This window comes from Variovorax sp. PDC80 (assembly GCF_900115375.1).
In the GTDB taxonomy this organism is placed as follows: domain Bacteria; phylum Pseudomonadota; class Gammaproteobacteria; order Burkholderiales; family Burkholderiaceae_C; genus Variovorax.
In genome coordinates this window covers 356,073-377,351 of sequence record NZ_FOWG01000004.1, presented here as the reverse complement: position 1 = coordinate 377,351, position 21,279 = coordinate 356,073, and the positions used below count along the sequence as shown (strand labels likewise).

Here is a 21,279-nt window from a genome sequence, read left to right as displayed (position 1 = left end):
CTCTGCCAAAGAGGGCGGACCGCAGCGAAAAAAATTTGTCCGGTCTTTGCCGCCCCGTACGTCTTCCCTGCGCAAACCCCGCACAAAGGACGTAATTTCCATGGCTCCCAGGCTTCCCGCCACCTTCGCCCGCCCGCTTCCCTGCGCCATGCTGGCGCTCGCGCTCGCCGCCACCCTGGCCGCGGGAGGCGCCCAGGCCCAGCCCTCAAGCGCCGCCGCGGTGCTGTCGGCCGAACACCGGCTGGCGCTGCCCGCGCAGCCGCTGGGCCAGACGCTCAACGCACTGGCGCGCGAATGGAACGTGGCGATCTCGGTCGATGCCGCGCTCGCGGCCGGGCTCACGACCCCGGCGCTGCAGGGCGCGCAGTCGCTGCGCCAGGCGCTCGATCGCGCGCTCGCCGGCACCGGCCTCTCGGCCATCGCCACCGGCGGCGCCATCGTGGTCCAGCGCGCCGGCCAGGCCACGGGCAGCATGCCGCCGATCATCGTGGAGGCGCAGCGCGAGAGCGCCACCGGGCCGGTGGCCGGCTACGCGGCGCGCCTCTCGCAGACCGCCACCAAGACCGACACCCCGCTGGTGGAGGTGCCGCAGTCGATCTCGGTGGTCGGCCGCGAGGAGATGGAGGCGCGCGGCGCGCAGGACGTGATGGCCGCGATCGCCTACACGTCCGGCGTGTCGGTCAGCGTCTACGGCCCCGACAACCGCGGCTGGGAGGACATCACGCTGCGCGGCTTCAACACCTACAACAGCACCTACCGCGACGGCCTCGCGCAGACGCCGTTCAACGTCACCTATCCGCTGACCGAGCCCTATGCGCTCGAGCGCGTGGAGGTGCTGCGCGGCCCGTCGTCGATGGCCTTCGGCCGCGGCGACGCGGGCGGCATCATCCACCGCGTGAGCAAGCAGCCCACGGGCGGGCGCATCCGCGAACTCGAGCTGCAGTACGGCAGCTTCGACCGCAAGCAGTTGGCCTTCGACCTCGGCGACGCCTTCGGCCCGAACGGCACGCTGAGCTACCGCCTGGTGGGCGTCTCGCTCGACAGCAACGACCAGGACCGCTACCCCGACGGCAAGCGCATCAACCGCACGCGCTCCTACATCGCGCCCTCGCTGCGCTGGCAGCCCGACGCACGCACCTCGTTCACCGTGTTCGGCGAGTTCCTGAAGGACAGCTCGGGCGAGGACCCCTACTTCATCAACGCCAACGGCCGCTACACCAACCTCAAGATGGGCGACCGCAGCTACAGCGGCATCAAGCAGGAGCAGGCCTCCGCCGGCTACCGGCTCGAGACCCTGCTGGGCGAGGACTGGACGCTGCGCCAGAACTTCCGCTACGGCCACCTGCGGCTCGACCGCCGCGTGGTCTGGGCCGATTCGGCCGCCGAGGACCAGCGCACCATCTACCGCCTCGCGCGCAGCTGGAACGATCCGATGTCGCAGGCCGGGCTCGACACCCAGCTGCAGGGCAAGCTGCGCGCCGGCGCGACCGAGCACACGCTGCTGCTGGGCCTGGACTGGAACGACCAGAAGGGCCGCGCACGCCAGTTCCGCGGACCGGCGCCCGACCTGGACCTGTACTTCCCGGTCTACGACCAGTTCATCCCGGTGCCCGACGAGCCGCTCAACAACTACACGCAGCGCATCCGCCAGGTCGGCCTCTATGCGCAGGACCAGATCAGGTTCGGCGACGGCTGGACGCTGACGCTCGGCGGGCGCAAGGACCACGTGCGCTCTATCACCGAGGACTGGCTCGAAAGCAAGGTCACGGAGCAGCGCGACTCGGTGTTCAGCGGCCGCGCCGGCATCACCTACCTGTTTCGCAGCGGCTGGGCGCCCTATCTGAGCTACACCGAGTCGTTCCTGCCGAACGCCGGGCTCGACGCGCAGAACAACCCCTACCGGTCGAGCCGCGGCAAGCAGGTCGAGGCCGGCGTGAAGTACCAGCCCGCGGACTCGCGCCTGCTGTTCACCGCCGCCGTCTACGACCTGCGCAAGAACAACGTGGTCTCGTACGACCCCGTCACCTTCGAAGGCCGGCAGATCGGCAAGGTACGCTCGCGCGGTATCGAGCTCGAGGCCAAGGGCGAGCTGATGCCGGGCCTGAACTTCACGGCCTCGTTCACGCGGCTGCAGAACCGGGTGCTGCAGAGCGCCGACGGCGACGAGATCGGCAAGACCCTGCCGCTGGTGCCGAACCAGACGGCCGCGCTCTGGCTCGACTACACGCTGGGCAACGGCCTGGGCTTCGGCGCCGGCGCGCGCTACATCGGCAAGCGCGCGGGCGACGAGCACAACACGAACTTCGAGCGCGGCGTGGCGGTGGCCGACGCTACCGTGCATTACGAGCGCGGCCCGTGGCGGCTGGCGCTCAACGTCAGCAACCTGTTCAACCGCAAGTACTTCTCGGGCTGCTACCACGGCGAGTGCTACCGCGGCAACGAGCGCGCCGTGACGATGACCGCGCGCTACCGCTGGGACTGAGCGCCGGGACCCGCTACAGTCGGCGGCTCCCGCACTTCCACGCCGCCGTCCTGGCGCCGCTCACGCCATGCGCCATCGCGCCACCCCGCTGATCCTCCTGGCCCTGGCGGCCGTTCTCGCCGGCTGCGCGGCCCGCACCGCGCCGCGCGTGACCATGCTCGGCGACGGCGTGCTGCGTTCGCCGAGCCCCGAGGAGGCCGAGGCCTACTGCCGCAACTTCGGCGCGCCGTTGCGCTTCGTGCCGCCGACCACGGGCCGCGCGCCGCAGGGCGAGGTCACCTACCGCTGCGATTGAGGGCTCAGCCGGCCGGCTGCAGCGCTGCGTCGAGCAGCTCGACCCAGTGGCGCACCGGCAGCTCGCCGCTGCCGCTCTGCAGGTGCGTGATGCAGCCGATGTTGGCCGAAGCGATCGCCACCGGCTGCAGCTGCTTGAGGTGGCCGAGCTTGCGGTCGCGCAGCGGATAGGCGAGCTCGGGCTGCAGCACCGAGTAGGTGCCGGCCGAACCGCAGCACAGGTGCGATTCGTTCATCGCCACGCGCACGTCGAAGCCCAAGGCACGCAGATGGGTCTCGATGCCGCCGCGCAGCTTCTGGCCGTGCTGCAGGGTGCAGGGCGGGTGGTAGGCGATGGTGCCGGGCGTCGCGCGCACGCGGGCTTTGAGCGCCGGCACCAGGTCGGGCAGCAGTTCGCCGAGGTCGCGCGTGAGCTCGCTGATGCGCGCCGCCTTCAGCCCATAGGCCGGGTCGTTGCGCAGCACATGGCCGTACTCGCGCACGGTGACGCCGCAGCCCGAGGCGTTCATCACGATGGCCTCCACCTCGTCGCGTTCGACCAGCGGCCACCAGGCGTCGATGTTGGCGCGCATCTGCGCCTTGCCGCCCTCCTGGTCGTTGAGGTGGAACTTCACCGCGCCGCAGCAGCCGGCCTCGGGCGCGAGCACGGCCTGGATGCCCCCCGCGTCGAGCACGCGCGCGGTGGCGGTGTTGATGTTCGGCATCATCGACGGCTGCACGCAGCCCGCGAGCATCAGCACCTTGCGTGCATGCGTGGCCGTGGGCCAGGCACCGGCCGCCTGCTTCGCGGGCACCTTGGCCTTCAATGCCTCGGGCAGCAGGCCGCGCACCGACTGGCCCAGCTTCATCGCGGGGCCGAACAGCGGCGAGGGCAGGCCTTCCTTGAGCACCCAGCGCGTGGCCGATTCCATCGCGGGACGCGGCACCTTCTCGTCGACGATGCGCCGGCCGATGTCGACCAGGTGGCCGTACTGCACGCCGCTCGGGCAGGTGCTCTCGCAGTTGCGGCAGGTCAGGCAGCGGTCGAGGTGCAGCTGCGTGCTGCGCGTGGGCGCCTGGCCCTCGAGCACCTGCTTGATCAGGTAGATGCGTCCGCGCGGGCCGTCGAGCTCGTCGCCGAGCAGCTGGTAGGTCGGGCAGGTGGCGGTGCAGAAGCCGCAGTGCACGCACTTGCGCAGGATGGCCTCGGCCTCGCGGCCGTCGTCGGTGCCGCGGAATTCGGGAGCGAGCTCGGTTTGCATCGTGGGGTCGGTTCTTGTCGTTGTCTCGTGAAACTCGCCGGCCTCAGGGGCCGGAGGACGCGTCGTTCTTGCGCCGCGGGCGGATCGCGCCGAGCAGCTGGCGCAGGTGGGCCGAACGCCGCACGTCCTCGATGAAGGGCGGCAGCGACAGCGCCAGCAGCAACGCCGCCAGCGGCACCACGCAGACGAAGCCGACGTAGGTGAAGCCGGCCGCGCCGACGATGCCGCCCGTGACGAACATGCCGACCAGCCCCGCGAACAGCCGCAGCCGCGCGCCGTTGTGGCGCACCGGTCCCGCCAGGGTTTCGCCGGGCTTCGCGCGGCGGTTCCAGTACAGCAGCTTGCCGAGCTCGATGCCGAGGTCGGTGAGGTTGCCGGTCATGTGGGTGGTGCGGATGCGGCCGCCCGAGGTCTTGGAGCCCACCGCGTTCTGCAGCCCCATGATGAAGGACAGCAGCAGCACCGTGAGCGGCACCGCGAAGGGCGTGTGCCAGGTCAGCGTGATCGCGCCCATCAGGCCGAAGGGCAGCATCAGCGCCGACTCGAGCAGCAGCGGCAGCGCATAGACGCTGCGCAGGTGGTGCTGGCGCGCCCAGTTGACCAGCAGCGCCGAGACCGCCGCTCCCGCCACGAAGGCCAGGATCGCGCCCAGCGCATTGAGCAGCAGGGTCGCGTTGCCGAGCACCAGGCCGTCGGCCACCTGCGAGGTGAAGCCGGTCATGTGCGAGGTGTACATGTGCAGCACCAGGAAGCCGCCCGCATTGACGGCGCCGGCGTTGAACGCGAGCAGCAGGCCGAGCATGTGGTTGGTCGAGGGCGCGCGGTGGCGGCCGGTGAGAAAGCGCAGGCGCCGCATGGGGGTCGTTCAGTCGAAGGCGTGGAGCCGGCCGCGGTCGAACACGGCATGCGGATCGAACTCGCGCATCAGCGCGCGGTGGATGCGCTCGACCGCGGGCTCGAGCCGGTCGAAGCGCGGCGCTGCGGCCTCGTGAGCTTCGCCGTGCGCGGGCAGGCGGAACAGCGTCGCATGCCCGCCCGCCGCGCGCGCGGCCTCGCGGATGCGCGCGGCCGCGGCCGGCGTGGGCGGTGCCTTGTACCAGCGCTGGCCGCCATGCCATTCGACCAGCGGCGCGCCGAATGCCTCGAGCCCCAGCACCGGCGCGGTCTGCGGCACCGACAGGCGCCATAGCGCATCGGGCCCGGCCGCGGTGTCGAACCACGGCAGGCTCTGCTCGCGCAGCGACTGCCAGTCGGCCGCGGCGCGCTCCTTGTCCTTGCGTTCGCCGCCGAGGTGCGCGCACGCGGCCTCGACCGCCGCCACCGCGCCGCGCAGCCGCAGGTAGAGCGCGCCGGCGCCCGCGTACTCGAACCAGCAGCTCGCGTTGAGCGGCAGCGGCCGGCCGCCCCATTCGTTGAGCAGCCGCAGCGCATCGGCCTGGTCGCAGGCGAACTCCAGCGTGGCCTCGGCCGGCGGCACCGGCAGCACCTTGAGGCTGACCTCGGCGATCAGGCCCAGCGTGCCGAGCGAGCCCGCGAGCACGCGCGAGACGTCGTAGCCCGCCACGTTCTTCATCACCTGGCCGCCGAAGCTCAACACCTCGCCGCGGCCGTTGACCAGCATGGCGCCGAGCACGTAGTCGCGCACGTTGCCCACGCTGGCGCGCGACGGGCCCGCGAGGCCCGCGGCGACCATGCCGCCGACGGTCGCATCCGCCGCGAAGTGCGGCGGCTCGAAGGCCAGGCACTGGCCCTTCTCGGCCAGCGCCGCCTCGAGCTCGGCCAGCGGCGTGCCCGCGCGCACGGTCACGACCAGCTCGCTGGGCTCGTAGCTCGCGATGCCCGCGAGCGCGCGCGTGTCGAGCAGCTCGCCGCGCGGCGCCTCGCCGTAGAAATCCTTGCTGCCGCCGCCGCGGATGCGCAGCGCGGTGCCGTCGGCGGCCGCGGCGCGGATGCGCTCGACGGCCTGGCCCAATGCGTGATCGATGCCGTTGCTCATCAGAACCTCGGCAGCTCGGGATGCGGCAGCCGGCCGCCGCGCACCACCTGCTTGCCGTACTCGGCGCAGCGCTGCAGCGTGGGGATCACCTTGCCGGGGTTCAGCATGCCTTCGGGATCGAAGGCGCGCTTGACGCCGAACATCTGCTCGTTCTCGGCGGCCGTGAACTGCACGCACATGCTGTTGAGCTTCTCCACGCCCACGCCGTGCTCGCCCGAGACGGTGCCGCCCATCGCGACGCTGGTCTCGAGGATGTCGGCGCCGAACAGCTCGCAGCGGTGCAGCTCGTCGGGGTCGTTGGCATCGAACAGCACCAGCGGATGCAGGTTGCCGTCGCCCGCGTGGAACACGTTGCAGCAGCGCAGGCCGTACTTCTGCTCCATCGCCTGGATCGCGAGCAGGATGTCGGCCAACCGCTTGCGCGGGATGGTGGAGTCGAGGCACATGTAGTCGGGGCTGATGCGGCCCGAGGCCGGAAAGGCGTTCTTGCGCCCGCTCCAGAAGCGCATGCGCTCGTCCTCGCTGTTGCTGACCGCGATGGCGGTGGCGCCGCAGCCGCGCAGCACGGCCGTCATGCGGCCGATCTCCTCTTCCACCTCCTCGGGCGTGCCGTCGGATTCGCACAGCAGGATGGCGGCCGCGTCGAGGTCGTAGCCCGCGTGCACGAAGTCCTCGACGGCGGCGGTCATGGGCTTGTCCATCATCTCGAGCCCCGCGGGGATGATGCCCGCGGCGATCACCGCGGCCACCGCGTCGCCGGCTTTGCGCACGTCGTCGAAGCTGGCCATGATGCAGCGCGCCAGCTGCGGCTTGGGCACCAGCTTCACCGTGACCTCGGTGGTGACGGCGAGCATGCCCTCGCTGCCGATCACCAGCGCCAGCAGGTCGAGGCCGGCGGCATCGAGCGCCTCGCTGCCGAACGTCACCGGCTCGCCCTCGGCCGTGAAGCCGCGCACCCGGAGCACGTTGTGCAGCGTGAGGCCGTACTTGAGGCAGTGCACGCCGCCCGAGTTCTCGGCCACGTTGCCGCCGATCGAACAGGCGATCTGGCTCGAGGGATCGGGCGCGTAGTAGAGGTTGTAGGGCGCGGCGGCCTCGCTGATGGCGAGGTTGCGCACGCCGCACTGCACGAGCGCGGTGCGCGCGACCGGGTCGATCTTGAGGATGCGGTTGAACTTGGCGAGCGACAAGGTCACGCCCATCTCGTGCGGCATGGCGCCGCCCGACAGCCCCGTGCCCGAGCCGCGCGCCACCACCGGCACGCCCAGCCCGTGGCAGGTGCGCAGCACGGCCGCCACCTGCGCCTCGGTCTCGGGCAGCGCCACCACCAGCGGCCGCTGGCGGTAGGCCGTGAGGCCGTCGCACTCGTAGGGCGTGGTGTCCTCGGCATGCCAGATCAGCGCATGCGCCGGCAGGTGGGCCTGCAGCGCGCGCACGACCTGCGACTGGCGTTCTGTCTTCTGGAGCGACGCATGCTGCGTCGGGCTCGGGGGCGCGTTCATGGGCGAAGTCTCTTCTCGGTGTTCTTCTGCGGATGGCTGGCGGGGGCCGGCCCCCCACTCTAAGGAAATGCGCGGCCTCCGGGTTGAAGGATTTTTGCGGCGGACTTGAGGAATCTTCGCCGCGCCGCGCGGGCTCAGCGCAGCGCCTGCACCAGCCAGTCGGCGAAGGCGGCGCATTCCCAGCGCTCGAGCGCGCCCGGCTGCCAGCACAGCGTGTGGCGGTGCGGCGAGCGCACGGCATGCTCCGACAGCGCCACCAGCCGGCCCGATTCGAACCAGGCCGCGCCCATCTTCTGGCGCACCAGCGCCACGCCGAAGCCGCTGGCGGCCGCGTCGTAGACCAGGCCCAGGTCGTTGAACTGCGAGCCCAGCTGCGGCTCGGGCTGGTCGATGCCGCAGCTCGCGAACCAGGTGCCCCAGGGCTCGAGCGGGCTGCGGATCAGCCGCGCGGCCGCGATCTCGGCCGCGGTGCGGAAACCGTGGAACGGGCCGAACTCGTTGAGGTAGCTCGGGCTGCAGGCCGGCACCACCAGTTCCTCGAGCAGCGGGCGGTGCTCGCAGTCGGCGTAGTTGCCGCCGCCGTAGCGCACCTCGAGGTCGGCCGGCTCGGCGGTCACGTCGAGCAGCGGGATCGACACCTGCAGCACCAGGTCGATGTCGGGATAGATGTTGCGGAACAGCTCGAGCCGCGGCATGAGGAACTGGCGGCTGAAGGTCGGCGTGACCGCGAGCCGCAGCCGCGTGGCGGTGCGCTGGCCCGCCGCCGCGTTCGCGCCGCCTGCATGCGCCTGCAGTGCCGCCAGGCCGGTGCGCACGTTGGCGAGGTAGGCCGCGCCGTCGGCCGTGAGGCTGAAGTCGCCGCGGCCGAACAGCTTGAAGCCCACGTGCGACTCGAGCTGGCGGATGCGGTGGCTGACCGCGCTGGCGGTCACGCAGAGCTCGTCGGCCGCGCGGCCCGCGTGGCGCAGCCGCGCCAGCGCCTCGAAGGTCACGAGGCACTGGATCGGCGGGATGTGCTGCAGGGCCATGCGGCGCGGGCTAGTCCTCGAAGAAATGGACCGGCAGGCCGGGCACGTCCGAGCGCATCGACAGCACCATGCCCGAGGCGGGTTTCTGCGCCAGTTCGGCCTCGGGCCGGCCCTTGCGCGCGGTGGTGACGAACAGCGTGCGCAGGTCGTCGCCGCCGAAGCAGGGCATGGTCGGGCACTGCACCGGCAGCGCGAAGGCGGCCACGACCTCGCCCGAGGGCGCGAGGCGCAGCAGCTGCGCGCCCTCGAACATCGCGACCCAGTAGTGCCCCTCGGCATCGACCGTGGCGCCGTCGGGCCGCCCACCATAGGCCAGCGCCGAGCCGGGCGCCCAGCCTTCGGGCTTGGCGTCGAACCGCTTGAAGACGCGGCCGTGCGAGAGCGTGTTGTGCGCGGCGTCCCAGTCCCAGGCGCGCACCGCGTGGGCCGGCGTGTCGGCCCAGTAAAGCGTGCGCGCGTCGGGCGAGAACGCGAGGCCGTTGGCCGTGGTCACGCCCTCGGCCATCTGCGAGAGCATCGGCGACTGGCCGTCGTCGCGGCGCGCGTCGAGGCAGTAGAGCGCGGCATTGGCCCGGTCCTTCGCCTCGTTGATGCTGCCGGCCCAGAAGCGGCCGAGCGCGTCGCACTTGCCGTCGTTGAAGCGCATGGTGGCCGCGTCGTGCTCCACGCGCGCGATCGCGGTCAGCGCGCCGCCCCATTCACGCGCGCGGTAGATGCCGTCGCGCAGCGCGATCACCAGGCCGCCGCTGCGCGCGGGCGCCATGCAGCCGGGCTCGGTCGGCAGGTGCCAGCGCTCGACCGCGCCGCCGGCGCCGATCTCGCCGCGCGTGCGCAGCACCGCGCGGCCGGGAATGTCGAGCCAGTACAGGGAACGTTCCTGCGGGTGCCAGAACGGCGATTCGCCGAGGGCGCTGAGGCTGTTGTCCAGGGGGGTCCACATGACGGGGATTGTGCCCCCGCGCCACGGCCCGCCGCTGTCGGACCGCACCGGGCCGCGTCGGGCCGAGGACAAAAAAAAGCCCGCTCGCACCGGAGTGCTTGCGGGCTGAACATCCAAAGGAGACTCTCGCTGAAAAAAAATGGGCTTCAGGAAACCTTGGAAGGACCTTGGAAGAACCTTGGAAAAAAAGGGTGGTGGTCTGGTGGTGGACCGCGGGTCCCTTCCTCTGGAGCGAGGAACCCGCGGTGTCCTTGTCGCGTGTCGGAGGGTTTCCGATCAGCGGTTGTAGGCGGTTTCGCCGTGCGACGAGATGTCGAGGCCTTCGCGCTCTTCCTCTTCGGTCACACGCAGGCCGAGCACCAGGTCGGCGATCTTGAAGGCGATGAACGCCACGACGCCGGACCAGACGATGGTGAACAGCACGCTCTTGATCTGGATCCAGACCTGGGCGCCCATCGAGAAGGTGTCGGGGGTCAGGCCGCCGGTGCCGCCGAGGCCCTGGGCCGCGAACACGCCGGTCAGGATGGCACCCAGGATACCGCCCACGCCGTGGACGCCGAACACGTCGAACGCGTCGTCGGCACCGAGCATGCGCTTGAGACCGCCCACGCCCCAGAGGCAGACCAGGCCGGCCAGCAGGCCCAGCACGATCGAACCCATCGGGCCGACGAAGCCGGCGGCGGGGGTCACTGCGACGAGGCCGGCGACGGCGCCCGAGGCGGCACCCAGCATCGAGGCCTTGCCCTTGTGCAGGCTCTCGCCCAGGATCCAGGACAGCGCGGCGGCGGCGGTGGCGAGCACCGTGTTCACGAAGGCCAGGCCCGCAGCGGCGTTGGCGGCACCCGCCGAGCCGGCGTTGAAGCCGAACCAGCCGACCCACAGCAGCGAGGCGCCGACCATGGTGAGCGTGAGCGAGTGCGGCGTGAAGGCTTCCTTGCCGTAGCCCACGCGCTTGCCGACCATGTAGGCACCGACCAGGCCGGCCACACCGGCGTTGATGTGCACCACGGTGCCGCCCGCGAAGTCGAGCGCGCCGTCCTTGCCGAGCAGGCCGCCGCCCCAGACGATGTGGGCCATCGGCACGTAGGCGAAGGTGAACCACAGCACCGAGAACAGCAGCACGGCCGAGAACTTGGCGCGTTCGGCGAAGGCGCCGACGATCAGCGCCACGGTGATGGCGGCGAAGGTGCCCTGGAACGCGACGAACACGTACTCGGGGATCGTCGTGAGCGCACCGAAAGTCTCCTGCGACACGCCCTTGAGGAAGATCTTGTCGAAGGTACCGACGAAGCTTCCTTCACCCGTGAAGGCGAGGCTGTAGCCGTAGATGGCCCACAGGATGCTGATCAGCGAGAAGATCACGAAGACCTGCATCAGCACCGACAGCATGTTCTTCGAGCGACCCAGGCCGCCGTAGAACAGCGCGAGGCCGGGGATGGTCATCAGGATCACGAGCAGCGTGGAGGTCAGCATCCAGGCGGTGTCGCCCGAATCGACCTTGGGTGCCGGTGCCGCGGCCGGTGCGGCGGCGGGCGCTGCAGCAGCCGGTGCCGCTGCGGCGGGCGCCGCGGCCGGTGCCGCGGCCTCGGCGGCCGGTGCCGAAGCGGCGGCGGCGGGCGCGGGCGTCTGCGCGAAGCCGGTGGTGCCGGCGGCAAGCACGCTCAAGCCGAGCGCGAGGGAGACAAGCAGTTTTTTCATGGACGTTGTTCTTTCGGGCCTGGACTCGATCAAAGGGCTTCGCGGCCCGTTTCGCCGGTGCGGATGCGCACGACCTGCTCGAGGTTGTAGACAAAGATCTTGCCGTCGCCGATCTTGCCGGTGCGCGCGGCGCCCTCGACGGCTTCGATCACGCGTTCGACGAGGTCATCCGAGACCGCCGCCTCGATCTTGACCTTGGGCAGGAAGTCGACGACGTACTCCGCGCCGCGGTAGAGCTCGGTGTGGCCCTTCTGGCGGCCGAAACCCTTGACCTCGGTGACGGTGATCCCCTGCACGCCGATGGCCGAGAGGGCTTCGCGCACTTCGTCGAGCTTGAACGGTTTGATGATGGCTGTGACCAGCTTCATGAGTTGCTCCTTTGGATGGAAAGAATTCGCGCGGCAGCATGGGCCGCGCCTCGTTGTGTTGCGTGCTTACAGCGTCTTCGTCAGCGTGAGGATGAAGCGCGGCTTGTTGGGCGAGTAGACCTGCTGCACGGTGTAGAAGCCGAAGTCGTACAGCGGGCCGGCCGCGACGTTGAACGCGTCCTTCTTGTTCGCGCCCTGCACCGAGCCGGTGAGCGTGAGACCGCCGCCGAAGTCGTAGGTGGCGCCCACGTTGTAGTCGACGTAGTTCTTGGCGGCCGTGTTGTGGCGGATGTCGCTGGAGAAACGGGTGAAGCCCACGGCGGCCTTGAGCGTGACCTTCGGCACGATCTCCTTGCTGTAGCTCAGGTTCAGGTAGCCGGTGTTGCGGCCCTTGAGGCCCGAACCGTTCTTGTTGCCGGCGTAGCCGAAGTAGTCCTTCGACACCGTGTGCGAGTACTTGGCCGTGAACGAGCCGAAGGTTTCGTTGGCGTAGGTGGCCGCGCCGTAGAGCTCGGTGGTGTTGCCGAGGGAGTTGCCCGGGTAGATGTAGGTGAGCGCACCGACGTCCATGTCCAGCGGGCCGGCCTTGAACTTGTAGCCGCCGTACAGGTCGACCTCGACGCTGTTGCCCTTGAGCCAGTTGACGCTGGAGTTCCAGTTGCCGACATAGAAGCCGCTCTCGCCAAAGGCGTAGTCGAAGCCGCCCTGGATGGCGGGCTTCACGCCGCGGGTCTTGGCGAAGTCGTCCCGGCCGATCATGTCCTGGTCCTGGCCGCGGAACTTGTAGTTCGTGGTCAGCGAGATGTTGGCCGTGATCGGAGAAGCAGCGGGTGCCGCTGCAGGCGCCGCCGCAGCGTCTGGGGTGGCCTGCGCCAGGGCGGCGCCCGACGTGGTCAATGCGGTGGCCAGGACGATCAGGGCCTGGGCGGCGGAACGGTGCGTCATCGGGAACTCCTCGCAAGTAGTGTTGTGGAACCTGATGACCCTCAAAGCAGGGAGCGTGCCAAAGTGCACATCCCCCGGTGACCGGTTGAAGCGCGCCCAAGGAAGCCAGCCAAAAATGGTTACAAGCGCAAGGCTTTGTGCCTTGCACCGAAAAAAGAACAAGACGCCCGCGACGACCGGAATCGGGCGCACCAATATAGGGAGGAAGCAGAGAATGAGTCTGTCTTTGGTGCAAAGCCGCGCCTTGCTCGGGCTGGAAGCGGCCAGTGTCACGGTCGAGGTGCATCTGGCCAACGGCCTGCCGAGCTTCACGCTGGTCGGACTGGCCGAGACCGAGGTCAAGGAAGCGCGCGAGCGCGTGCGCTCGGCCATCCAGAACGCCGGGCTGGAGTTCCCGCACAACAAGCGCATCACCGTCAACCTGGCGCCGGCCGACCTGCCCAAGGACTCGGGCCGCTTCGACCTGCCGATGGCGCTGGGCATCCTCGCGGCCAGCGGCCAGATCGAGGGCGCGCGGCTCGCGGGCCACGAGTTCGCGGGCGAGCTCTCGCTGTCGGGCGAGCTGCGGCCGGTGCGCGGCGCGCTCGCGATGGCGCTCGCGCTGCACACGCGCGGCATCGCCACCCGGCTGGTGCTGCCCGCGCCCAGCGCCGACGAGGCCGCGCTGGTGCCCGGCGGCGAGGTCTACGGCGCAAGGCACCTGCTCGACGTGGTGCGGCGCTTCCTGCCGGCCGATGCGCAGGCGGGCCTGGAGGCGGACGACGAGGGCTGGTCGCGCGCCCATGCGTCCACGCAAGCCCATGCCCCCGCCTATGCCGACATGGCCGACGTGAAGGGCCATGCCGGCGCCAAGCGCGCGCTCGAGATCGCCGCGGCCGGCGGCCACAGCCTGCTGATGATGGGCGAGCCGGGCTCGGGCAAGTCGATGCTGGGCCAGCGCTTCGCGGGCCTGCTGCCGCCGATGCGCATCGCCGAGGCGCTCGAGAGCGCCGCCATCGCGAGCCTCGGCGGCCGCTTCTCGACCGAGCGCTGGATGCACCGGCCGACCGCGTCGCCGCACCACACCTCGAGCGCGGTGGCGCTGGTGGGCGGCGGTTCGCCGCCGCGGCCCGGCGAGATCTCGATGGCGCACCACGGCGTGCTGTTCCTCGACGAATTCCCCGAGTTCTCGCGCGCCGCGCTCGAGGCGCTGCGCGAGCCGCTCGAGACCGGCACCATCAGCATCGCGCGGGCCGCGCGGCGGGCGGATTTTCCGGCGCGCTTCCAGCTCATTGCCGCGATGAATCCCTGCCCTTGCGGTTTTCTGGGCGCGCCCACGAAAGCCTGCCGCTGCACGCCCGACCAGGTGGCGCGCTACCAGCGCAAGCTCAGCGGCCCCTTGCTCGACCGCATCGACCTGCACATCGAAGTGCCCGCGGTGTCGGCGCAGCAACTGCTCGACGCACCCGCGGGCGAGACCACGGCCGCCATCCGCGCGCGCGCAGCCGCCGCGCGCGAACGCGCGATCGAACGCCAGGGCCGACCCAACCAGGCACTGCAGGGCGCCGACATCGATCGCCATGCGTCGCTCGGCGACGAGGCGCGCCGCTTCATGCACACGGCCGCCGCCCGGCTCGGCTGGTCGGCGCGCAGCACGCACCGCGCGCTCAAGGTGGCACGCACCATCGCCGATCTCGCGGGAGCGGCGGTCATCGAGACGGCGCATGTGGCCGAGGCGGTGCAGTACCGGCGGGCGCTGCAGAAGGGCCTGTAGCGCCCCGCACATCGCTTAGAGTGCGGCGCAATCCCGCTCACGCCAGACCCGCCATGACAAACCGCGCCCTCCTCGTCATCGACATGCAGAAAGGCATGCAGGAGCCCCGCGCGGGCCGCCGCAACAACCCCGACGCGGAAACCCAGGTGCAACGCCTGCTCATGCACTGGCGCACCACCGGCCGCCCCGTGGTCCATGTGCGCCACATGTCGCGCTTCGCCGATTCGGTGTTCTTCCCGGGCCAGCCGGGCGCTGAATTCCAGGACGCGCTGGCACCGCTGCCCACCGAGCACGTGGTCGAGAAGAACGTGACCGATGCCTTCGCGCACACGGGCCTCGAGCGCTGGCTGCGCGTGCGCGGCATCGAGGCGCTCGTGGTGGTCGGCGTGGCCACCAACATGTCGGTCGAGGCCACGGCGCGCACCGCGAGCTGCCTCGGCTTCGCGGTCACGGTGGTGTCCGATGCCAGCTTCGCCTTCGACCGCGCGGGCATCGATGGCGCCACTTTCGGCGCGGAGCAGGTCCACGCGATGGCGCTGGCCAACCTGCAGGGCGAGTACGCCCAGGTAGTGACCGCGGCCAGCCTGCTCGGCTGACCGCCGCCTTCGCCCCTTACTTGAACTCGTGGCTCACCACCGGCGCTGACTTGCTGTCCTGCACCGTCACGCGCTGCCGGTAGACCTCGAGGTCGCCGTTGCGCACCTCGATGTTGTAGATGCCAGGGCGCAGCGACAGCGACTTGAGCGGCGGGCTCACGCCGCGGTCGGCGCCGTCGACGAAGACCTGGCCCCAGGGCCGGATGTTGAGCGTCACGCGGCCCATGCCGGCCGCGGCACCCGGCACGGGCGGAACCGCCGTGCCGCCCGCGACCGGGGGTGTTGCACCCGGCGCACCCGGCACACCGGGCGTGCCCGGCGGCACGGTGCCCACCACCACGGGCTGCGTGGAGGCCGGCTGCGCGAGCCGGTTGAGTTCGGCGATGGCATTGCGCGCATCGCGCGCATGCGGGCCGCGGCGGTAGCGGCGCAGGTAGGCCTCGTAGCCCTCGCGCGTGTTCTCGGCCTGCGCGAGGTTCCAGTCCTCGGCCTCGCTGATCGCCAGCGCGGGCTCGGGCGGCGGGCTCGCGGGCGTCACGGGCACGTTGTCGAGCGGGCTCAGCGCGCCGTTGCTGCCCGGCGCGGTGGCCGGCGGCACGGCGGTCGGCGAGTTGCCGCCGGTGGGCGCGGCCGCGACGCCGCCGCCGCCATCGGCCGACGGCGGCTGCGAGGCGGCGGGCACCGTGGCCGAGGCCGGCGCGGCGGGCGGCATCACGGCGGGCGGCGAGGCGGGGTTCGACATCGGCGCGCCCGGCGGCGGCACCGGCGGTGCCATCGCGGTGCTGGTGGGCGGCGGCGACTGCGTGATGCGCAGGCCGATCCAGCTGCCGACCGCGACCAGCGCCACCAGCAGCACGCCGACCAGGCCCCAGCGCGGCAGCGAGGATTTCTTCGCGGGCCGGCGCGCGGCTGGCGCGCGGGCCGGTGGCGCGACCGGCGGCAATGCCTCGAAAGGCGCGGGCGCGGAGACCGGCGCATACGACTCGGGCAACGCGATGGGCACCACGGGCGCCGCTGCCGGCGCAGGCACCGCGGCCACGCCGGCCGCGTGCACCGGCGCCGCGAGCCCGCCCACGTAGATGTCGCCGAGCTTGCTGAGCCCGAGTTCGGCCGCGAAGGCAGCCACGGTCTGGGTGCGGTCCTTGCTGTGCACGGCCAGCGTGTGGTCGACCGCGGCGCAGAAGGCCGGGCTCAGGTCGGGCCGGTTCAGGCTCGCGAGCGGCACGTAGGCGTCCTGCACGCTGCGCACCACGGCCGAGGGCGGCGGGTGGCCGGTGACGGCGCGGTAGAGCACCGCGCCCAGCGCGTAGAGATCGGTCCAGGCGCCCTGCAGCAGCGTGTTGTCGTCGGCGTACTGCTCGATCGGCGAGTAGCCCGACTTCACCATCACCGCCACCTCGTCGACCAGGTCGGCGATCGACTTGCGCGCGGCGCCGAAGTCCAGCAGCACCGGCAGGCCGTCCTGCTGGATGAAGATGTTGTCGGGCGCGATGTCGCGGTGGAAGCAGCCGCTGCGGTGCAGCGTCTCGAGCGCGCCGAGCAGCGGCCCGAGCATGCCGAGCAGCCAGGCTTCGGAGATGGTGCCGGGCTCCTCGTCGGCCAGCCGGCGCAGGGTGCGGCCCTTGTAGAGCTGGATCGCCATGTAGGCGGTGGAGTTCGATTCCCAGAAGCGATGCACGCGCACCAGCGCCGGGTGGCTGAACTGCGCGAGCGTGCGCGCCTCGTTGATGAAGCTGCGCAGCCCGGCCTGGAAGGTGGCCGTGAGCCGGTCGGAACGCACGTGCACGCTGTCGTCGCCGATGCGCCGCGCGAGCATCGAGGGCATGTACTCCTTGATCGCGACCTCGCGCTGCAGCGAGTGGTCGTAGGCCCGGTAGACGATGCCGAAGCCGCCTTCGCCGATCACCTCGAGCAGCTCGAACTCGTCGAGCCGGTGGCCGATGGCCAGCGGGTGGGGCCGCTCCTGCGGGTCGGTGCCCACCGGAGGGCCGGTGCGTCCTTCCGTCGTCATTCTTGTTCCTCCTCATGCATCGGGACTCTCACGCCCATGGCACGTGCCCCTGGGAAAAAAGCTTCGAGAACAGCGGCGTGTTGAGCCCGCCGCCATGCGCCGCGGTCCGCAGCGGCGAGCCGTCGGCCTGGTTGGTCCACCAGTAGCTCGTGCTTCCGAACGCGTCGAAGCACAGTGGAAGCTCCGGCCAGCCCAGCCGCTGCTGGGCGCCCTCGCCCGCCGACGTAGGCCCGAGGATCGAAAGAATGTCGTCCGAGCCGCCACTGGCCGGCTGGAAGCCGCCATGGCCCGCGGCCAGCACCTGCGCATCGAACTGCTCGGGCGCCACGCCATGGCGGATCGCCTGCAGCATGGCGTTGCCGCAGCGCCAGTACCAGGCGGCCGCGCCTTCGAGCACCGCGGGCCGGTAGGCGCGCGCATCCACCTGCAGGCTCACGCACACCGGGTAGTAGCGGCCCACGCGGTCGCAGCTCGGCGCGATGCAACCGAATTGCACCGCGTTCACGCCCTGCGTGGCGGGGATCGCGAAGTTCCACACCGGCGCCACCGCGTAGTGGCGCGTCATGGCATCGGGCCAGCGCTTGAAGGCACCCAGGCCGTTCTGCATCCAGCGGTCCCACCAGGCCTGCAGCTCGCGCGACATGCGCCGGTGCAGGAAGTCGCCGGCCGCGGGCAGCTTGCCGTACCAGCCGACCTGCTCGTCGCCCGGCACCCAGGCCGGCTGCGCCGCCGCGCCGGGGTTCGTCACGAGCGCCCCGGGCACGAGAAGCCGCTCATCTGCGACAGCCGCAGCGGGTTGTAGACGCTGTTGGCGGTCACGTTGAGCACCACCTTGCGGCCCTGCAGGTCGAAGCTGGCATTGAACGACTCGCTCGAGCCGCCCGGCGAGATCGAGGCCTTGTCGAACAGCCGGTGCAGCGCCCACGGGCCCTCGGTGACGATGCCGCCGGCCGGCGTGCCGCTCGAGGTCGTGACCTGCAGCCGCACCTGGTTGCTGTTGCGCGGCCCCGGCCACTTGACGGTGGTGGGCGCCTGCGGCCCGTGCGCGTAGCGCACCGTCTGGCCGTCGATGTCCAGCGTCATCTGCGTGAGGCCGGCATCCATGTCCTCGGGCCGGATGTCGATCGAGAACGAGGGCGTGCGCCCGCCCGCCATGCCCGAGAAGAACACGTCGCGGATCGCCTGCGCCTTCTGGAACGCATCGAGGTAGGACGAGCGGCCCGAGGCGCTGCCGTCGACGCCGCGCTTCCAGGTCCACGGGTTGCTCGATGTGTCGACCTGCGTCATGAGGTTCTTCTGGAAGAAGTCGTCCATCATCCCGCCCGGCGCGAACAGGTTGGCGAAGTCGCCCGCGGCCACGTCGCGGCTGGAGCCGCGCGAGAACGGATAGCGGCCCGCGATCGCCTGGTTGCAGAAGTTGCCGATGGTGGCGGCCGCGTTCTGCCCGATGTTCTGGCGCGTGACCGCGGCGGCCTTCGACGAGGCTGTGGCCGAGAGGTCGTTGAGCATGCCCTGGAACGGCACCGGCATGCGGCCGGCCTCGGCCTGCACCTTGGTCACGGCGTCGCTGGTCGGCGGGATGTTGCCGCTGCGCAGCGCGGTGTCGGTGGCCGTGAGGTAGTTGTAGAGCTCGTTGATCAGCGCGGCGGTGGCATCGATCGGTGCCTGCCCGCCCTGCTTGGGCGCGGTCACCATGCGGCGCAGCGGCTCGAAGTGGTTGTCCACCAGCGACTCGGGCCGGTCGGGCACGGTGTTGCGGCGCTGGCTGCCGTCGGGCTGGCCGATCAGCTGCTCGATGCGCTCGCGCGTGGTCTGTACGCGGTTCTGCGCCTGGTCGAGCAGGCTGCGCGCGGCCTCGTCGTGGTTGCGCAGCAGGTCGGTCTCGCGCGCGGCGCCGCGGATGATGCGCGACATCGGCGACTCCGAGGTCGAGAGCACGCGCGTCATCTGGATGCTCTGCAGCAGCGAGCGGCTGTCGGCCAGCCGGATGTCGGCCAGGTAGTCGTCCCAGACCCGGATGTAGTCGGTGAGATAGAGCCGGCGCACCTCGCGCAGCAGCAGTTCGCGCGAGGTGATGTCGGTGATGCCGGGCGCGCGGATCTGCAGCACCCAGCGGTCCTCCTGCTCGAGCGCGAGCGTGGTCTCGGCCATGCGCTTGTCGAAGATGTCCCAGTAGCCGCGGTAGGTGAACAGCGTGGGGATGCCGTCGGTCAGCGGCTTGCCGCTGGCGCGCCGCACCACCAGCGCCGACTCGGCGCCGCCGGCCTCGGCGATGGTGAAGGCATTGGGCTGGCTGGTCTGCAGCAGGATGCGGCGCAGCCGCGCATACGAGCGCTGCGCCAGCGGCACGCCCGCGAGGCGCTCGCGCGTCTCGGTGATCAGGCGCTCGTCCTTCGCGAACGGCGAGCTCACGACGCGGCCGCCGAACAGCGCCTTCAGGTGCGACTCGAGGTTCGTGCGCTGCTCGCGCGTGAGCGCGGCGCCGACCTTGCGGTCCACGTCGGTCAAGAGCCAGGCCTGCAGGAAGTCGGCGTCGTAGCGCTCGGCGTCGTACAGCATCAGGTAGGCCTTGAGCGCCTCGTAGCTGTACTCGGGGTTGTTCTTCGAGGCCTCGCGCAGCGACTGCTCCACGCGCTGCGCCGCCTGCGGCAGCAGCACGCTCTCGAGCGCGCGCTGGTAGACGCCGTCGGTCGCGGCCTGCAGCTTCTCGCCCTGGTAGAGGCCGAAGCGGTAGCTGACGGGCGGATCGCCGATGTCGAACTTCTCCGACTTCGGCAGGTCGCGCAGCCGGTCGAGGATCAAGAGCGAACTCGCGAGGTCGCCGCTCGAGTCGACCACGGTCGGCAGCTCGCCGCGCGCCGCGGCGCGGTTGAAGGACTTCGCGTTGCCGTCGACCTCGGCCACGTACGCCTTGTTGTTGTGCCAGCTGTTGACGCAGGCGCCCAGCAGCGCCACCAGCAGCACGCCGATCACGCCGTAGCCCACCAGATCGGCCGCGCGCTTGCGCCGGTACCAGCGCAGGTTGGTGCCGGCCACGCCCGCGTCGCGGAAGATCACCTGCTGCAGCAGCTCCTTGAGGAAGTAGCTCTTGCCCGGGCCCGGCGGCGGCGCCGGCGGCGCGTTGACCTGCAGGTAGCGCTTGATCGCGCCCATCACGCGGTCGAAGGCCGTGCCCTCCTGCGTGCCGCTGGTGAAGTAGACGCCGCGCAGCATCGGCGCGGTCTCGAACTTCGACGGGTTGAAGACGTCGGCCAGGAAGGTGCCGAGGATGTCCTCGAAGCTCGCGAACTGCTGCGGCAGCAGGTAGGCCTGCGCGCGGCGCATCGGGTCGGGCTCGGCGGCCAGCAGCTCGGGCAGACGCTCGTCGAGCCGCTGGTGCAGCAGCCGGTACTCCTGTTGGAAGCGCTCGCGCAGGTCGCTGCCCTCGAGCGTGGTGGCGGTGCCCGCGCGCTGGTCGCCCCTGGCGGCCTTGGCGCTGGCGGCGCTCGCGTCGATCGGGAAGGTGAAGCCCCAGACCTGCGCACGCTCGGCGCGGCTCAGGCCGCCGAAGTACTCGTTGAAGCCGGCCAGCAGGTCGGCCTTGGTCACCATCACGTAGACCGGGAAGTTGATGCCCAGGTCGTTGCGCAGCTCGAGCAGCCGCTTGCGCAGCGCCATCGCGTGGCGCGCGCGCTGCGCGTCGTCGGCCAGCGGCAGGTCGGCGATGCTGATGGTGAGGATCGCACCGTTGATCGGCTGGCGCGGGCGGAACTTCTTGAGCAGCTCGAGGAAGCCCTTCCACTCGCCTTCGTCGGTCTCGCGGTTGCTCTCGTGCGTGGTGTAGCGCCCGGCCGTGTCGATCAGCACCGCGTCGTTGGTGAACCACCAGTCGCAGTTGCGCGTGCCGCCGATGCCGCGCACCGCGGCCTTGCCGAGCTGGTCGGCGAGCGGGAAGTCGAGGTCGGAGTTGACCAGCGCCGTGGTCTTGCCCGAGCCCGGCGCGCCGATGAAGATGTACCAGGGCAGCTGGTAGAGGTACTGGCGGTCGAAGATCGAGAAGCGGCCCGCGGCCTTGCCCTCCTCGCCCGGCCCGAAGCGCATGTTGCGCAGGATCGAGGTGGCGTCGTTGAAGCCGGTCTGCAGCTCCTTGATCTCGGGCGCCTCCTCGGGCTTGGCCTCCTTCTCCTTCTTGGAGGGCGTGCGCAGCTGGTTCAGCAGCTGCGCGTTGAGGCGGCGCTCGCGCCACTTGCGGTAGGCCACGCGCACCAGCCAGATCGCGAACATCAGCGCGATCACGACGATGCGCACGAACTCGCTCTCGAGCGGGCGGTAGCGGCCGACCGCGATCACCGGGCCGATGATCCAGATCAGGAAGGCCAGCGCGACCAGGCCGAAGAAGACCCAGAGGTCGCGGCTGACCAGGAAACGGAAGAACGCGCGCAGCAT

At 70.9% G+C, this 21,279-nt stretch carries 16 protein-coding genes; 4 read left to right on the top strand and 12 right to left on the bottom strand.

Annotated features, from left to right (window positions below; genetic code table 11):
* Positions 1-100 precede the first annotated feature (100 nt).
* Both BM109_RS15120 and BM109_RS15115 read left to right on the top strand, forming a co-directional pair.
* On the top strand, positions 101-2,482 hold the full coding sequence (locus BM109_RS15120) for a TonB-dependent siderophore receptor (RefSeq protein WP_093343943.1): 2,382 nt from the start codon (positions 101-103) through the stop codon (positions 2,480-2,482).
* Between the two features lie 67 nt (positions 2,483-2,549).
* Positions 2,550-2,777 (top strand): hypothetical protein, encoded by a 228-nt coding sequence (locus BM109_RS15115; protein ID WP_093343941.1) that lies wholly within the window; start codon positions 2,550-2,552, stop codon positions 2,775-2,777.
* 4 nt (positions 2,778-2,781) lie between these two features.
* On the opposite strand, the gene glcF is transcribed toward BM109_RS15115, so the two are convergent.
* The 9 genes from glcF to BM109_RS15070 all read right to left on the bottom strand — a co-directional run bounded on the left by glcF (position 2,782) and on the right by BM109_RS15070 (position 12,494).
* Complete coding sequence (glcF, locus tag BM109_RS15110; RefSeq protein ID WP_093343939.1) at positions 2,782-4,017, bottom strand: glycolate oxidase subunit GlcF; 1,236 nt, start codon at positions 4,015-4,017, stop codon at positions 2,782-2,784.
* A 43-nt stretch (positions 4,018-4,060) separates the two neighbouring features.
* Entirely contained in the window at positions 4,061-4,873 is an 813-nt protein-coding gene (locus BM109_RS15105; protein ID WP_093343938.1) for a YoaK family protein, read from the bottom strand.
* 9 nt (positions 4,874-4,882) lie between these two features.
* Positions 4,883-6,013 (bottom strand): glycolate oxidase subunit GlcE, encoded by a 1,131-nt coding sequence (glcE, locus tag BM109_RS15100; RefSeq protein ID WP_256222591.1) that lies wholly within the window; start codon positions 6,011-6,013, stop codon positions 4,883-4,885.
* Positions 6,013-7,515, bottom strand: a complete 1,503-nt coding sequence (locus BM109_RS15095) for an FAD-linked oxidase C-terminal domain-containing protein (protein ID WP_093343936.1) — start codon at positions 7,513-7,515, stop codon at positions 6,013-6,015. Before BM109_RS15095 ends, glcE begins: the two co-directional genes overlap by 1 nt.
* Before the next feature lie 134 nt (positions 7,516-7,649).
* The gene (locus tag BM109_RS15090) at positions 7,650-8,543 is read right to left on the bottom strand and encodes a LysR substrate-binding domain-containing protein (RefSeq protein ID WP_093343934.1); all 894 of its coding nucleotides are present in this window, start codon (positions 8,541-8,543) and stop codon (positions 7,650-7,652) included.
* A 10-nt stretch (positions 8,544-8,553) separates the two neighbouring features.
* Positions 8,554-9,483: an SMP-30/gluconolactonase/LRE family protein gene (locus BM109_RS15085; protein WP_093343933.1), complete on the bottom strand. Its 930-nt coding sequence runs from the start codon at positions 9,481-9,483 to the stop codon at positions 8,554-8,556.
* 276 nt (positions 9,484-9,759) lie between these two features.
* On the bottom strand, positions 9,760-11,181 hold the full coding sequence (locus BM109_RS15080) for an ammonium transporter (protein ID WP_093343931.1): 1,422 nt from the start codon (positions 11,179-11,181) through the stop codon (positions 9,760-9,762).
* A gap of 29 nt (positions 11,182-11,210) precedes the next feature.
* Positions 11,211-11,549: a P-II family nitrogen regulator gene (glnK, locus tag BM109_RS15075; RefSeq protein WP_057597341.1), complete on the bottom strand. Its 339-nt coding sequence runs from the start codon at positions 11,547-11,549 to the stop codon at positions 11,211-11,213.
* Positions 11,550-11,615: 66 nt separating this feature from the next.
* Positions 11,616-12,494: a TorF family putative porin gene (locus BM109_RS15070; RefSeq protein WP_093343929.1), complete on the bottom strand. Its 879-nt coding sequence runs from the start codon at positions 12,492-12,494 to the stop codon at positions 11,616-11,618.
* 214 nt (positions 12,495-12,708) lie between these two features.
* Here BM109_RS15070 and BM109_RS15065 point away from each other — a divergent pair, with 214 nt between their 5' ends.
* On the top strand, positions 12,709-14,247 hold the full coding sequence (locus tag BM109_RS15065; protein ID WP_093343928.1) for a YifB family Mg chelatase-like AAA ATPase: 1,539 nt from the start codon (positions 12,709-12,711) through the stop codon (positions 14,245-14,247).
* 53 nt (positions 14,248-14,300) lie between these two features.
* Positions 14,301-14,843 carry a cysteine hydrolase family protein gene (locus BM109_RS15060; protein ID WP_093343926.1) on the top strand — a complete coding sequence of 181 codons (543 nt, stop codon included), beginning with the start codon at positions 14,301-14,303 and terminating at the stop codon, positions 14,841-14,843.
* Positions 14,844-14,859: 16 nt separating this feature from the next.
* Here the strand turns inward: BM109_RS15060 and BM109_RS15055 are convergent, their stop codons facing one another.
* The 3 genes from BM109_RS15055 to tssM are packed head-to-tail and all read right to left on the bottom strand — an operon-like array spanning position 14,860 to position 21,279.
* Positions 14,860-16,854, bottom strand: a complete 1,995-nt coding sequence (locus BM109_RS15055) for a serine/threonine-protein kinase (RefSeq protein WP_093343924.1) — start codon at positions 16,852-16,854, stop codon at positions 14,860-14,862.
* Between the two features lie 28 nt (positions 16,855-16,882).
* Positions 16,883-17,617: a type VI secretion system-associated protein TagF gene (gene tagF / locus BM109_RS15050; protein WP_371268813.1), complete on the bottom strand. Its 735-nt coding sequence runs from the start codon at positions 17,615-17,617 to the stop codon at positions 16,883-16,885.
* Positions 17,599-21,279, bottom strand: coding sequence for a type VI secretion system membrane subunit TssM (gene tssM / locus BM109_RS15045; RefSeq protein ID WP_093343922.1), 3,681 nt, complete (start codon positions 21,277-21,279; stop codon positions 17,599-17,601). Before tssM ends, tagF begins: the two co-directional genes overlap by 19 nt.